This is a genomic window from Bacteroidia bacterium, assembly GCA_016218155.1.
GTDB lineage: Bacteria > Bacteroidota > Bacteroidia > Bacteroidales > GWA2-32-17 > GWA2-32-17.
In genome coordinates this window covers 86083-99304 of record JACREQ010000038.1, presented here as the reverse complement: position 1 = coordinate 99304, position 13222 = coordinate 86083, and the positions used below count along the sequence as shown (strand labels likewise).

Annotated in this window: 16 protein-coding genes; 5 read left to right on the top strand and 11 right to left on the bottom strand. The window is 30.4% G+C overall.

The features are described 5' to 3' along the window. Positions 1-15 precede the first annotated feature (15 nt). The gene (locus HY951_06925) at positions 16-924 is read right to left on the bottom strand and encodes a T9SS type A sorting domain-containing protein (protein ID MBI5539775.1); all 909 of its coding nucleotides are present in this window, start codon (positions 922-924) and stop codon (positions 16-18) included. A gap of 181 nt (positions 925-1105) precedes the next feature. Here HY951_06925 and HY951_06920 point away from each other — a divergent pair, with 181 nt between their 5' ends. Genes HY951_06920 through HY951_06905 form a run of 4 tightly spaced genes read left to right on the top strand, consistent with a single transcriptional unit; the run spans position 1106 to position 3574 of the window. Next, complete coding sequence (locus HY951_06920; protein ID MBI5539774.1) at positions 1106-2005, top strand: hypothetical protein; 900 nt, start codon at positions 1106-1108, stop codon at positions 2003-2005. Then, positions 2002-2865 carry a sulfotransferase domain-containing protein gene (locus tag HY951_06915; GenBank protein ID MBI5539773.1) on the top strand — a complete coding sequence of 288 codons (864 nt, stop codon included), beginning with the start codon at positions 2002-2004 and terminating at the stop codon, positions 2863-2865. Before HY951_06920 ends, HY951_06915 begins: the two co-directional genes overlap by 4 nt. Before the next feature lie 2 nt (positions 2866-2867). Continuing rightward, on the top strand, positions 2868-3146 hold the full coding sequence (locus tag HY951_06910) for a PqqD family protein (GenBank protein ID MBI5539772.1): 279 nt from the start codon (positions 2868-2870) through the stop codon (positions 3144-3146). Next, complete coding sequence (locus tag HY951_06905; GenBank protein MBI5539771.1) at positions 3143-3574, top strand: lasso peptide biosynthesis B2 protein; 432 nt, start codon at positions 3143-3145, stop codon at positions 3572-3574. The genes HY951_06910 and HY951_06905 overlap by 4 nt, the downstream gene beginning before the upstream one ends. Positions 3575-3606: 32 nt before the next feature. Here the strand turns inward: HY951_06905 and HY951_06900 are convergent, their stop codons facing one another. The 8 genes from HY951_06900 to HY951_06865 all read right to left on the bottom strand — a co-directional run bounded on the left by HY951_06900 (position 3607) and on the right by HY951_06865 (position 9161). Then, positions 3607-4047 (bottom strand): PaaI family thioesterase, encoded by a 441-nt coding sequence (locus tag HY951_06900; GenBank protein MBI5539770.1) that lies wholly within the window; start codon positions 4045-4047, stop codon positions 3607-3609. Between the two features lie 4 nt (positions 4048-4051). Beyond that, on the bottom strand, positions 4052-4744 hold the full coding sequence (locus tag HY951_06895; protein ID MBI5539769.1) for a response regulator transcription factor: 693 nt from the start codon (positions 4742-4744) through the stop codon (positions 4052-4054). After that, complete coding sequence (locus tag HY951_06890) at positions 4741-6288, bottom strand: HAMP domain-containing histidine kinase (GenBank protein ID MBI5539768.1); 1548 nt, start codon at positions 6286-6288, stop codon at positions 4741-4743. The genes HY951_06895 and HY951_06890 overlap by 4 nt, the downstream gene beginning before the upstream one ends. A gap of 226 nt (positions 6289-6514) precedes the next feature. Further along, complete coding sequence (locus HY951_06885; GenBank protein ID MBI5539767.1) at positions 6515-6955, bottom strand: hypothetical protein; 441 nt, start codon at positions 6953-6955, stop codon at positions 6515-6517. A gap of 65 nt (positions 6956-7020) precedes the next feature. Next, a complete protein-coding gene (locus tag HY951_06880; protein MBI5539766.1) occupies positions 7021-7989 on the bottom strand; it encodes a lipoate--protein ligase in 969 nt (322 codons plus the stop codon). Continuing rightward, positions 7986-8234, bottom strand: coding sequence for a pyrophosphatase (locus tag HY951_06875; GenBank protein ID MBI5539765.1), 249 nt, complete (start codon positions 8232-8234; stop codon positions 7986-7988). The genes HY951_06880 and HY951_06875 overlap by 4 nt, the downstream gene beginning before the upstream one ends. A gap of 88 nt (positions 8235-8322) precedes the next feature. Then, positions 8323-8775 carry a D-tyrosyl-tRNA(Tyr) deacylase gene (locus HY951_06870; GenBank protein ID MBI5539764.1) on the bottom strand — a complete coding sequence of 151 codons (453 nt, stop codon included), beginning with the start codon at positions 8773-8775 and terminating at the stop codon, positions 8323-8325. Between the two features lie 5 nt (positions 8776-8780). Beyond that, on the bottom strand, positions 8781-9161 hold the full coding sequence (locus HY951_06865) for a YraN family protein (protein MBI5539763.1): 381 nt from the start codon (positions 9159-9161) through the stop codon (positions 8781-8783). Between the two features lie 96 nt (positions 9162-9257). On the opposite strand from HY951_06865, the gene HY951_06860 reads away from it, so the two are divergent. Further along, a complete protein-coding gene (locus HY951_06860; protein MBI5539762.1) occupies positions 9258-9974 on the top strand; it encodes a DUF4412 domain-containing protein in 717 nt (238 codons plus the stop codon). On the opposite strand, the gene HY951_06855 is transcribed toward HY951_06860, so the two are convergent. Together HY951_06855 and HY951_06850 are read right to left on the bottom strand one after the other, a co-directional pair. Then, positions 9968-10873 (bottom strand): LD-carboxypeptidase, encoded by a 906-nt coding sequence (locus tag HY951_06855; protein MBI5539761.1) that lies wholly within the window; start codon positions 10871-10873, stop codon positions 9968-9970. The genes HY951_06860 and HY951_06855 overlap by 7 nt on opposite strands. After that, the gene (locus tag HY951_06850) at positions 10870-13152 is read right to left on the bottom strand and encodes a hypothetical protein (GenBank protein MBI5539760.1); all 2283 of its coding nucleotides are present in this window, start codon (positions 13150-13152) and stop codon (positions 10870-10872) included. Before HY951_06850 ends, HY951_06855 begins: the two co-directional genes overlap by 4 nt. Positions 13153-13222: the final 70 nt, after the last annotated feature.

Genomic DNA, 13222 nt, shown 5'->3' with positions numbered 1-13222 from the left:
GTTAGGTGTTTAAAATTAGTTAATAATAATTTTTTGTGAAAACTTTTTATTGCTATCTGTTGTAACAAAAATTACAAATGCTCCTTTACTGAAATTATTTAAACTGAATTTTTCTTGTGAAGCCGTTGAGCGTACTGTTTTATTATACAATAATTGTCCAGCATAATTAAATATTGAAATATCTGTTTTTGTTTCTTTTTCAAATTTTAAATCAACAATAACATCAGATGCATCTGCGTAAACATTAAAATTATTATTAAAATTAATATCCAAAACGCTTACTGAACCATAAATCAATGATAAATCGTCAACATACAATACTGAATTTGCTGTAATGTTTGCCTGAGTGAACATGTCCGAACTACTAATTACTATGTTCATACTATCCGGAGTAGATGAGTCGGAATAATTAATTTTTTGAGCAAATCTGTTATAACTATTTGTAGAACTTGCAATTAACAAAGTGTCGTGTCCAACACTAGTTGTGTGGTTTCCTTTCCAGGATTCGAAAAAGAATGTAAATTTATCGTTTCCCATAAGTGTTCCTTTGTAATATCCTACAAGTGAATCGGGGCGACCAACGAAAGGAATACCACCTTTTGCACCACCGTTTTGCGGACTGATTGTAAACCAGAAGGTTCCAAGAGTGAAAAATCCAGGGTTAACAGGAAATCCTGTCATTATTTGTTTGGAAGTTGTTTTAATGCAATAAGTTCCACTATGCTGGTTGGTATTGTCCTGAGTAGTTGTAACAACATTAACAGGAAAACCCAAATAAGTGGTATGAATGTTTGAACCATCCCAACCGGTTGCTTTTTCGGTACTTTCCCAAACTTCAAAACCTGCATTTGAAATTTGTTGGGCAAATAAAGTGGTTTGAGTAAATGCAAATAAGCCAAAAATTAAAAAAGTAAATTTTTTCATAGTTAAGTTTTTAAAAGGCAAAATTAAGAAAATTCGAGTTTTACTGCAAAATCATTTTAAAAAGGTAATGCGAAGAAATATAGCTAGTTGTAAAATGATTAAAAACAGAAGTCACAAAAGGAGTGTTTTGAAGTCAATTATCAATAAGTATTTATTTGTATTTTTGATATTTTAAAATAAGTTGGTTTCAAAATACATCTATACTGCTTTTGGCTTAATCTTTTCTTCAGAAATAGAGATACCTGAATTTCTAGAAGCTACAGGAGAAATTCAAGCAACAATTTCTTTAGGTGAGATTCCAAAAAGTATTTCTGGCAGCACTTATGATGGCTTTAGATTTCAAATATCAGCAAACGAGTTTATTATAAGATTTAAGCCTTGGGCATCATTTTATGTTTGTAATGGTGATAAAATTATTGTTCAGCCCGAAACAGATGCAGATGCGAGAGATGTAAGAGTATATTTGTTTAGCTCTGTAATAGCAATACTTTTACATCAAAGAGGATGGCTACCTATACATTCAAGCGGAATTGTTGTTGATAATAAAGCGATTTTGTTTACTGCAAATTCCGGAATTGGAAAATCAACAATTGCACTAGCTTTAAATAAAAAATTCGGATATCCTTTAATTGCAGATGATATTGCTGTAATTTCAGAGAAAGATAGGACCCCAATAGTTTATTCAACTTTTCCCTCTTCAAAATTATGGAAGGATAGTGTTGAAATGCTTGGTATTTCAAGTGATGGATTAGAATTTATAAGAAATGACGTGTTTAAATATCGTTACGATAACAGAGCAGAATTTATTAATGGAATTTTTGTGCCGGGAGTAATTTTTATTTTGGAAAATACCGATAAAGACATTGTTGAACTGACGGAAATAAAAGGCATAGAAAAATTTAATGCACTAAGAATTCATATTTTTAGGTTAGGTATGGTTGGTGATTTATATTCAGGTAATCATTTTAAAATAATAACATTATTGCTTAATTCTGCAAGGTGTTATAAGATTTTAAAACCTAAAAACATTAATTGTATTGATCAGTTATGCTCAGTTGTTCAAAATATTTTAAAGAAATGAAAAAGAATATAGTTTGGCTTGCATCTTATCCAAAGTCGGGAAATACCTGGTGTAGAGTGTTTTTGTCAAATTATTTGAGTAAAACAAATGTGCCTGTTGATATCAATAAATTAGATATCGGTACGATTTTTAGTAGTCGTAATGTAATTGAAGAGAATACAGGTTTTGATATTTCTGAATTAACAGCAAATGAATGTGATGAGCTAAGAAGTTTTGCTTTTTCAAAATGGGCTGAAAATCAAGACGAGAATGCTTTTTTAAAAACACACGATGCGTATACGCCATTAATTTCGGGAGAAAATATGTTTCCGGTTAATGCAACAAAATCCGCAATTTATATTGTTCGCAATCCATTAGATGTTGCAGTTTCGTTTGCAAATCATATGGCAACTACAGTAGAAAAAACAGTAGAAAAAATGTGTGAGCAGGATTTTTGTTTAGCTGCAAGTACAAAAAAATATAACCAGCAGGTTCGGCAACGATTGCTTACATGGAGTGGTCATGTTAAAAGCTGGACAGAACAAAACCATTTTCCTGTATTAGTTATATGTTACGAAGATATATTGCAAAACCCGGTAGCTGAATTTAAAAAAATTCTTAATTTTTTGAGTATTCCTTATAATGATGAAAAGTTTTTAAATGCAATTGCTTTTAGTAGTTTTGATAATATAAAAAAAGCAGAAAAGGAAAATGGTTTTAAAGAAAAGCCAGCAAAATGTAATACCTTTTTTAATATTGGTAAAAGTGGTTATTATAAAAACATGTTATCGCAAGAATCCATTCAAAGAATTGTAAATGAGCATTCTTTAATTATGAAGAAATATAATTATCTTTCTGATTCAGGTGAAATTTTAATTTGATTATGGTAAACGAAAATATAAAATACATTAGAAAAAAAGAGTTGCTTTCTAGCAGGATGGATAACGAGATTGTAATGATGCATCCCGAGAGTGGTAAATATTTTGCACTCAATCCGGTAGCAGCCAGAATCTGGGAATTAATGGAAACAGAGCATAGCATTATTGAGCTGGTTGATAAGTTGCAAAGAGAATTTGATGTCGATTCTGAAACTTGCAAGAATGAAGTTACTGTGTTTATTGAAAATGTTTTGGAAAAGAAGCTTATTGATGTAAGCAAATGAGATTAGCTTTTCACAAGTTTTTTACTGTTTCCTCAAAAGAGAGAGCTCTTTTTTTTGAAGCATGGACTTTTTCTTTTTTTGCACGATTAAAACTAATTTTTACTCCATTCAGTATTTATTCCAAGCGTCTGGGAAAGCATAATTATTTGCCCAAAGAATCATCTGATTTTGATATTGTATTGGTGACAAAAATTAAGCAGGCAATAAAACGTGCAGTTGCTTATTCTATCTGGAGAAATAAGTGTTTAGAACAATCAGTAACTGCAAAAAAGATGCTTAAAAAACGAGGAATTTCTTCAACTATATATTTTGGTGTTAGAAAAACAAATAATAAACTTGAAGCTCATGCATGGGTAAAAATAGGTGAAACATTTGTAGTTGGCGAAAGAAACCACGAAACATATACTGTGGTTGCATATTACTCGTAAACCGGACCTAATTGTTCTAATGTAATATAAGCTTATTCTAAGCTTTTACTTGCAACATTAAGGATTGCCATAGTTAGCCGGCTTGTACAAACCAACTTTCCCATATCATTTACAATGTCAATTCTCCAAACATGAGTTTTTTTTCCAAGGTGAATGGGTTTTGCTTCGGCATAAATATAACCGCTTTTTACGGGTCGAAGGTGGCTGGCATTAATATCTAATCCTACGCAGAAATATTTATCTTTATCTACAATCATATTAGATGCAATACTTCCAAGTGTTTCGGCTAAAGCAGCCGAAGCACCACCATGTAAAATTCCCATTGATTGTTTGGTTTTATTGTTAACCTCCATTCTGCATTTTAAAGAATCGTCAGTAATTTCGGTTAATTCAATGCCAATGGTTTCTGCAAGAGTATTTTTAATCTGGTGCTGAAGGTCTTTTATCAAAAAGGGTTTATTCCAAATACTCATTGTTTTAATTAATTAAAAGCTTAAACCCTTTTCCGTGCACGTTAATAATTTCAATTGATTCGTCGTCTTTTAAATGTTTACGGAGCTTTGTGATATATACATCCATACTTCTTGCATTAAAATATGTATCGTCGAGCCAGATTTTTTTGAGAGCATAATTACGGTCAAGAACACCATTGGTATGCTGACAAAGTAAAAGCAATAAATCAGCTTCTTTTGTTGTTAATTTAATAGATTTGTTACCTAGCTGTAAAGTTTGTTTATTCGATTCGAATAAATATTTTCCAAGTTGAAATGCTGTTTGATCTTGGTTGACTGTGCCCTTTGTTCTGCGAAGTACAGCTTCAATACGGAATAATAATTCTTCCATGCTGAACGGTTTTGTTATATAATCATCAGCCCCGATTTTAAATCCCTCAACCACATCTTCTTTCATTGCCTTTGCTGTAAGGAAAATAATTGGAACTTCTGTATCCATAACCCTTATGTCCTGAGCCAATGTAAATCCATCTTTAATTGGCATCATAACATCGAGTATACAAATATCGTATTTGTTGTTTTTAAATCCCTTTAGTGCAACTTCACCGTTTACAAACAAATCTGTATCATAACCTTTAGCAGTCATGTATTCTTTTAAAAGATGACCTAAATTTTGGTCGTCTTCTGCAATCAGTACTTTAGCTTTAATGTCTTTCATGTGTTAATTGTTTTATGTTTATAAGGTAAAAATACTATAAATTCTGATCCTTTATTTAATTCACTTTCAACTTTTATATATCCTTTGTGGGCATCACAAATTAACTTAACATAACTTAACCCAAGTCCAAATCCTTTAACATTATGCACATTTCCAGTATGTACGCGATAGAATTTTTCAAAAATCTTTTTTTGATCTTCGTTGCTTATACCAAGTCCATTATCTTTCACAGAAATTAATATTCCATTTCTTGTGTCTTTTGTTGAAATAACTATTTTAGGATCTTTGTCGCAATATTTTAAAGCATTTTCAAGCAGATTTAAAAAAACATTTGAAAGATGAACTTCATCACCTTCTGCAAAAAATTTTGTTGCTTCAAGTTGTGTTGTTAATGTACCATTACGTTTTTCAACCTGAATTATAAAGCTATTCTGAATACTTAAAATCAAATCGTGAATATCAAGATTTTCTATTCTGAACTTAAAATTACCTTGCTCAAAAATTGCCATTTGTAAAACCTTTTCGACCTGATATCCCAATCTTTTACTTTCTTCTTCAATTATTAATGCAATATTATCATAATTTTTCAAATCTTTTCCAATGCTTTTGTCTTTAAGCATTTGTGAGGCAAGTGAAATAGTAGAAATTGGAGTTTTTAATTCGTGGGTCATGTTGTTAATAAAATCATTTTTCATTTCTGACAGTTTCTTTTGTCTTAAAATTATAACCAGTGTTAATGTATATGAGAAAATGACAATCAATGTTAAAAGTATGCTGGAAATACCCATGAACCCAATTGACTTAACAATAAAGTTATCCTTTTTTGGAAAATAAAGTAATAAATAATTCGGAGCTGAAAAAAGATCATTTGGAAAAAGTTGAGTTTTATAAATATCAGATATGCCATTTTTAAAATGATTAGTAGAATATGCAGTTTTGTCGTCGCTGTTTTTTACAGCAAACTCATAGGGAAGTTTTACGTTTACATTTTTAAGTTCGGATTCAATAATTGCATTAAGTATTCCTTTTTCAATTCTTTTAGATACATCCTCATTGTAATCCAAAAGTTTGTTTACAATTTTTTCTACAAAAAGGGTTTTGTTGGTAAGCTTGCTTTGTAGTTCTTTTCCTATATCAATTTGTGAAACGGTTTTGCAAAATGTTTCTGGTTTGCATTTTGAAATAACCTTATTAAATAAAACAGAGTCACCATTTAAAATGGTAATTTTTGTGTTAGAATGAAGGTTGTTATTTTGGTTATAAAGAACAGATTGTTTTGAAACAGCAATTCGATTTTTTGCAGAGTCAATTAATACAGCATTGGGATTGTTGTATCTGTATAGAGCAGGAATGTTTTTTACTCCGTTGTTTAACGAAAACATTTCGTTGTTAATTTCAACTATAGTTTCACGTTCTTCAGCTCGTTTACAAATTTCTGATAATGCCTGAGTTACCTGTAAGTTAAAGTGATCTTCTTTTACTTTATATGCACTATTTAACCAATAGCCTTGCAGAATGATTAATCCAACAAGTGCAAAAGTCATAATAACAATTAATATCCAGATTTGTCGCCTTGGCATGAATACAAAGATAAATGTATATAACAACCATACGAAAAAGATTAACACTCTTTAACATCGATTAAAATTCATTAACCGAATTCAGTTGTAAATTTGTAATGTTGATAATGTGAAGTAGGGTTTTCTTTAGGTTATGTTTTAGGTTAAGGGAAAGAAGTGCAAAGCACTTCTTTCTTTTTTTTAGCCTTAATTAAATCCAAAGCTGTTGTAAAATTTCCTGAAAGATCTCTTTTTCTTTTTTTTGTTTAATCTCTACGCGCGAGACGGCTAAGAATATAGGCGATTTAATATTATTAATAATTTCTTTTACATTAATAGTTTCTATTGTTCCGGAAATAATTAAAAAGTAATCTATATTTTTGTAAAATTCAATTAATGGACCAGTGCTACTGGAAATTGATAACAGAGAATACATCATACCCGTATCGTCTGTTCTAAAAGAAAATGCGTCGAATAATTTTACATTACCGTTAATTATTAATTCAATTTGCTTTGTTAAACTAAGATTTGTGTTAAGTAAATTATTTAATTCATTTGATACAACAAACCCTTTTTCGCTTGATATAATGCCAAAAACAGTGAATGGAATGGAATAATTTACTATTAGTTTATGTGATTTTTTCTTTGCCATTTAAAGCTGAATAATTAGCAACTAATATAATAATATTTTTAAGATTTATTGCTTTAAATTTAACATTAATTGTTTAGTCCTAACAAATTATAAAAATCATCTTCTTCCATTGGAAGCAAGGAATATTGTAATGTTTTTTTAATAGATGCTTTATTAAAAGACTTCCCTTTTAGAGCCTTTGCTATATTTTCAAAATTAGTAATTTGCTTGTTTTTACTGGTAAATAGTATTGTTTCTATTATGCCTTGTTTAATTGAAATTTCAGTAGAAATTAAATTGTCGCTTGTTGAGTTAGAGAATTTAAATGCGGGCGAATATCCATAATTCCATTCCCAGGTTTGATATTTAGAGATTACTAAATTATTAATATTTGTAATGTCATTGTCGGTGAAATGATATTTTTTAACGATCTCAAAGTATGTATTTATTTTACTTCTTAACAATTCTCTGAATATTTCTAAGTTGATTTTTGAAGTTAAATGATCAGAGATATTTGTAACAGTATTTCTGACAGATTTTATAGCTTTATCTTTGTATCCTGTTTTATTGTTTTCTATAGATTTTTCAAGATCTTCTATTGAAGTTGAAAACAAGAGTGTTCCATGATGAATAACCCTGTTTTTAAAAATATGAGCAGCAGTACCGGTTATTTTCTTTTCTCCAATAAAAATATTATTTCTTGAATTTAATGTTGCTGTAATTCCAAGTTCTGATAACAGATCGATAATGGGTTTAGTGTAAAAATCAAAATTTATTATTCTGTCTGTTTTTACATTTGTTATGTACGAAAAATTTAAGTTTCCTAAATCGTGGTAAACAGTACCGCCGCCTGAAATTCTTCTGATTACAGCCAGATGCTTTTCATTTACAAAGTTATTGTCAATTTCTGCAAACGTGTTCTGGTGTTTGCCAACAATTACGGAAGGTGAATTCTGCCATAACACAAAGCAATCCTGCGAAAAATTTTTAATAATATATTCTTCGCAAGCAATATTAAAATAAGGGTTTAAAGAATTATTTAAAACCTCTATCATTTATTTTTAAGTTTTGAATTTAATTTATGTCTTTGCTCATCACGTTTTGTCCGAGCGTCAAATTTTTTAATAAATTCTGCAGATAAATCAACTCCGGTTTGATTTGCAAGACAAATTAAAACCCAGAGAACGTCTGCCATTTCTTCGCCAATATTTGCTTTTTCGTTTTCTTTAAACGACTGTTCGCCATATGTGCGTGCCATTACACGTGCAAGCTCTCCCACTTCTTCGGTTAATAAAGTCATGTTAGTAAGCTCATTAAAATATCTTATGCCAATTGTGTTTATCAATTATCGGTCATTTTCTGAGCTTCTGAAATTGTTAAAGAGTTCATCATTCTTTATTTTTTGTGTCAATTATTATTGTAACCGGACCGTCATTTACTAATGAAACATCCATCATTGCACCAAAAATGCCGGTTTTAATTTCATTTTTAGTTTCAATATTAAGCTTTTTAATAAACTCATTGTAAACCGGAATTGCAATTTCGGGAGTAGCCGCTTTAATGTACGAAGGACGATTTCCTTTTTTTGTAAGGGCATGTAAGGTGAATTGGCTGACAACTAAAATTTCTCCTGAAATGTCTTTTACAGATAAGTTCATTATTCCATTACTGTCATCAAAAATTCTCAGATCTGTGATCTTTTTACAAAGCCAATCAATATCTTCATTATTATCAGAATTTTCAATTCCTACGAGTATCAAGAGACCTTGTTTTATTGAAGAATATTTTTTTTTGTTAATATTCACTGATGCCTCAGATACTCTTTGAATTACAACTTTCATTTTTACTAATCATTAATTTGAGGAAAAAATGCTTCTTTTATATGTTCAATGGATTGTAAGATGTTGTTATTGTACACAATAGAAATAATGTCAAATCTAATTTCGTTAAAATCTTTGTATTCAGTAATAAATGCTTCAGCAGCTTCAACAAGTAATTTTTGTTTTTTTATTTCGACAGCTTCGTAAGGTTTTTGAAAAAAATCATTTTTTCTTGTTTTCACTTCTACAAAAACAAGAAAAGTTTTGTCTTTGCAAATTAAATCAATCTCCTTATGTTTATGTCGCCAGTTAATTTGTAAAACATAATACCCCTTATTTTCAAGATATTGCCTGGCAATTAATTCTCCTTCCTTGCCCAATTCAATATGTGCCGAATTTTTTTTCAAAAAAAATTGTTCAAATAGGTAACATTACTGATGTTTCACCGTATAAACATAATGAATTTTTCATGTTAAAAAAAGCGGACCAATAAAAAATATTGAATGATAAAACTTTACAACAATTTTAAATTAAAAATCGTCTTGTATTTATTTTTTGCTGTAAGTTTTTCTGCGTTTTCCCAACCAAATAAGAAAGCTGCAGAAGACCAGGCAAGGAATAATAATTTAAAAGACAAGAATTTTGAAGGGAGTATTCGGTTTGTTCAGGAAAACATAGAAGACACTCTATATTATACTTATTATGTAAAAAACAGAATGGTTCGTCTGGATGTTCACGAAAATTGTAAAAATTGTGAAATAACTGATAATTACATGATATTTGATCTTAGCAAAAGCACTATTACTGCAATTAAGCCGAGCCGTAAAATGTTTATTAATGTTCCCCCAAAACCGTATACTGAGAGTAAGGAACAAAATTATCAGATTATTAAATCAAAAAATAACAAAAAAATTCAGGGTTATAAATGTTACCAATGGAGAGTTAAGAACAAGTCGCAAAATACAGAAGTTGCATATTGGGTAGCTCAGGATAATTTTAATTTTTTCGAGGATTTTTTAAAATTGTGGAATCGTTCTGAAAAACATGCGGTATATTTTTTACAAATACCTGAAAGCGATGGGTATTTTCCAATGCAAAGTGAAGAACGTACTACTTTACGCGAACAAAAAATGACTCTTAAGGTGTTAGAGGTTTCTAAAAGAAATTTGGACCCAGATTTTTTTGCAATTCCTAAAGAATATCAGCCATACGATCATTGATTTTGAGATAGCTCAATATATTCTTTATCTATTTTAACTTTCAGATTACTTCCCAATATTAATGGTAAGTTTGGTGTAATATGTCCTGCCGATAAGCCTGTAACTATTGGAATTTTATTTTCTGTTACCTCATTAAGTATTTCTAACAACGAATATGCAAAAGGCAAATCGTTTTCTTTTATTTCTGTGAAACCACCAACAATTATTCCTTTTAAGTCGGAGAATTTATTACCAAGTTTAAAATTTTGCAAAATTCTGTCGATATGATACATGTATTCGCCAATTTCTTCAATAAAGAGAATATTCTCTTTACTTGAGAAATCGTATTTTGTGCCCCTAAGGCTATATAGAATAGATAAGTTTCCACCTATTAATTTTCCTTCAAAATTTGAGGGTTGTATGTTATTATTATTTGGAAGGCTATATTTTATTTCATCACCAAAAAGTAATTTCTTAAGACTGTTAAGTGAACTTTTTTCTTCTTTTAGTTTATCAAAGTTAATTGGCATGGGCCCGTGAACAGAGGAGATATTCAGAAAATTGTTTAAACATCCATGTATAACAGTAATATCGCTGTATCCAATAATCCATTTAGGCTGTTTGGTGAATTTAGACCAATCTAATTTTTCTAAAATTCTAATTACACCATAACCTCCTCGTGCACAAAAAACAGCTTTAATTTCAGGGTTATCAATAGCTTCCTGAAAATCTTTTAATCTTTGTTCGTCTGTTCCTGCAAAAGTAAAATGTTTGGAGTAAAAATTTTTTCCTAATACAACTTTTAGTCCCCATGAGTTTAATATTTCTATTGATGCAGATACTTGTTCCGGATTAATAAAACCGGCAGGGGCAACAATTGCAACAGAATCACCTGCGGAAAGATTATTTGGTTTTATCATTTTAGTCTGAATTTAACAATACCCCATTCATTTAAATAGCCATAGTGCCATAATATATATGTTATAACAAGTAACACTAAAAATGAAATTATAAGTATTGGTAGAAATGGTTTTTTCTTTTTTGAAAACGGATCGGTAAGGTTAAGTTTTGCATTTGTAGGTAATGAAGCAATATGGGTAAGAGTAGTTCCAAACGGAATATTAATAGTTGCTCTGGCATTAATTGCCCAACCATTAGCATCTAATATTGGTGCTAAATTTCGTTTTCTTAATTTTAGCCATGCAAGAATCATGGAAGGTCCTGAAATGGTCAGAATTATTCCAATAATAGCCAGTGGCATTTTCCACCATTCCAAACCAAAGAATCCTGTTAATACTGATACAACAACAGATCCAATAGCACCGAGTGCAAGACTAAACGCAGCAAATATTCCAACAAATTTTCCAATATCAAAAGGTGCCGGAGGTGTTGCCGGTGGCGGTGGGGTAGTTGCAGCTGGTGCAGGTGTTGAACTTTTAATGGATTCTGTTAATCCCTTTTCCACTTTTTCAGAATGTTGCTCAATATGAGTTGTTGCAACAGATGTTATTTCTTTATCTTTTTCGGCAGCAACTTTTTCGATCTGGGTATTAATAAATTTAGAAACTTTTCTGTATGGTGACCAAAAAGCCTGTCTTATACTAATTGGATTTTCAATAATTTTGATAATTGTTGCATCCCAGTCGTTTCCTTTGCGGTCATAAAAAACAGCATTTCTGCCTACTGCCATATTATCAATGTCTCCATCTGTAAGTGCTGCCAGTATGGTCATTTTTTGATTTAACGATTTAGAATAGCAATCGCAATAAATCAGGCAAATACCACTCGATGCGGCAAGTGTAAGGTGTTTACTCATATCGCTTACTTTTATACAAAGATCGCAGCAGCGTTGATCTATATATAAACTACCAGCCTGAAAAATTGCTTTTGAGTTTGGTAAATAAAAATCATAAAAAGTCACGAAATTTCTAAGCAAAGTGAATAAATCTCTGTAATATCTTACTAATCTATCTACCTGAAAGAAATAATCTGCTTCTGATTCAAGTGCTTTATCTTTGTCAATAAGTGCAATTAGATTATTTTTTGAATCATCTGCAATTATTTCCCGAATATATGCTAATCCTAATTGTTCAACAGTTGTACCTGTTTTTTCATTTTGCCACTGACTGTAATTTTCAAACTTCTTTTTAATTATTTCCCAATCAGTTTCAGTTAAGAATTCAATTTTAGGAAATATTGGTTTAATTACAATCTCCTTAAAATTGTTAAAGGCATTTTCCCATGCAGGGTTTATGCGTTTTGTTAAAGGCAGTGGTTTATTGGCTTCAATTTTCAGAAGTGGCAATGTTGCTATTTCATCAATACACGTTGTTAAGTCTTTTTTACTAAAGATTTCAAATTTTTCGTCGAGTGAATTTAAGATATTTGTTGAGCTTGAGTCAAACTCTGTTAGTCTGCAACGAATAAAGTAATCGTCAATTTTTGATTTAATGGAATTTAATACGATAAATGCATCATTTGTTTTATCGCCAAATGGCAAGTATTTCTGTAAGTCTGATTCGGCTTTTAAATACCAGTTAGAGTAATCTTCACAGTTTTGGTAAAAGTCTGTAATTTGGTCTATAGATATACCATTTTTACCATTTCTGTCAATTTTAAAACCAACTGTTGAAATGATGTTATTTATTAATTCCTTTTCTTTTGTGTTTTCTGATGAATCTTCTGTGATAATGCCGTCTCCATTAAACTTTGTGTTGGCAAATATTTTATCAGTGTCTGAAGTTTCCTCAACAGAAATTTCCTGACTATCAGGTTTTCCAATATTTATTAAAATTTGCTTAGCAGAAATTAAAAGCTTTTTTCCTTCCTCTGTATTTTCATTTATTGCCGATAAAGTCAATGTTTTATTTTCTCTTATTAAATCATCTGGATTTTTAATTACAGAAGTAATCCAATTAACTGCCTCAATAATTTCAGGAACTCTTATTCTTTGGTCTTGATCTTTGTCAATTAAATCAAGTGTTTTGCTGTCAATTTCAAGTCCGTGAGTTGGGCAACTTAATGCGGTCCAAAGTTTCTGATCCAAATGCTCAAGAGAAACAATGTCAACCCCTTTCTCAAGATTAACTCTGTTTACTCCTCCTACTCTCGAAAATTGCCATATGTGAGAACTGTTTTCGGGTTTAATTACTTTTTTTATATAATTAACCGAACCTTTTATTTTGTTTGAGCTTATCATATCTAATCTATTTGATTCTAATTCTAAAATGAATTATGTTTTGGCTTACAAAATTATGAGTTTATTTTAC

What these genes read in the sequence shown, in the direction of transcription:
- HY951_06925 (MBI5539775.1), bottom strand. Translation starts at nt 924, where the DNA reads ATGAAAAAATTTACTTTTTTAATTTTTGGCTTATTTGCATTTACTCAA.
- HY951_06915 (MBI5539773.1), top strand. Translation starts at nt 2,002, where the DNA reads ATGAAAAAGAATATAGTTTGGCTTGCATCTTATCCAAAGTCGGGAAAT.
- HY951_06910 (MBI5539772.1), top strand. Translation starts at nt 2,868, where the DNA reads ATGGTAAACGAAAATATAAAATACATTAGAAAAAAAGAGTTGCTTTCT.
- HY951_06905 (MBI5539771.1), top strand. Translation starts at nt 3,143, where the DNA reads ATGAGATTAGCTTTTCACAAGTTTTTTACTGTTTCCTCAAAAGAGAGA.
- HY951_06900 (MBI5539770.1), bottom strand. Translation starts at nt 4,047, where the DNA reads ATGAGTATTTGGAATAAACCCTTTTTGATAAAAGACCTTCAGCACCAG.
- HY951_06895 (MBI5539769.1), bottom strand. Translation starts at nt 4,744, where the DNA reads ATGAAAGACATTAAAGCTAAAGTACTGATTGCAGAAGACGACCAAAAT.
- HY951_06890 (MBI5539768.1), bottom strand. Translation starts at nt 6,288, where the DNA reads ATGACTTTTGCACTTGTTGGATTAATCATTCTGCAAGGCTATTGGTTA.
- HY951_06885 (MBI5539767.1), bottom strand. Translation starts at nt 6,955, where the DNA reads ATGGCAAAGAAAAAATCACATAAACTAATAGTAAATTATTCCATTCCA.
- HY951_06880 (MBI5539766.1), bottom strand. Translation starts at nt 7,989, where the DNA reads ATGATAGAGGTTTTAAATAATTCTTTAAACCCTTATTTTAATATTGCT.
- HY951_06875 (MBI5539765.1), bottom strand. Translation starts at nt 8,234, where the DNA reads ATGACTTTATTAACCGAAGAAGTGGGAGAGCTTGCACGTGTAATGGCA.
- HY951_06870 (MBI5539764.1), bottom strand. Translation starts at nt 8,775, where the DNA reads ATGAAAGTTGTAATTCAAAGAGTATCTGAGGCATCAGTGAATATTAAC.
- HY951_06860 (MBI5539762.1), top strand. Translation starts at nt 9,258, where the DNA reads ATGATAAAACTTTACAACAATTTTAAATTAAAAATCGTCTTGTATTTA.
- HY951_06855 (MBI5539761.1), bottom strand. Translation starts at nt 10,873, where the DNA reads ATGATAAAACCAAATAATCTTTCCGCAGGTGATTCTGTTGCAATTGTT.
- HY951_06850 (MBI5539760.1), bottom strand. Translation starts at nt 13,152, where the DNA reads ATGATAAGCTCAAACAAAATAAAAGGTTCGGTTAATTATATAAAAAAA.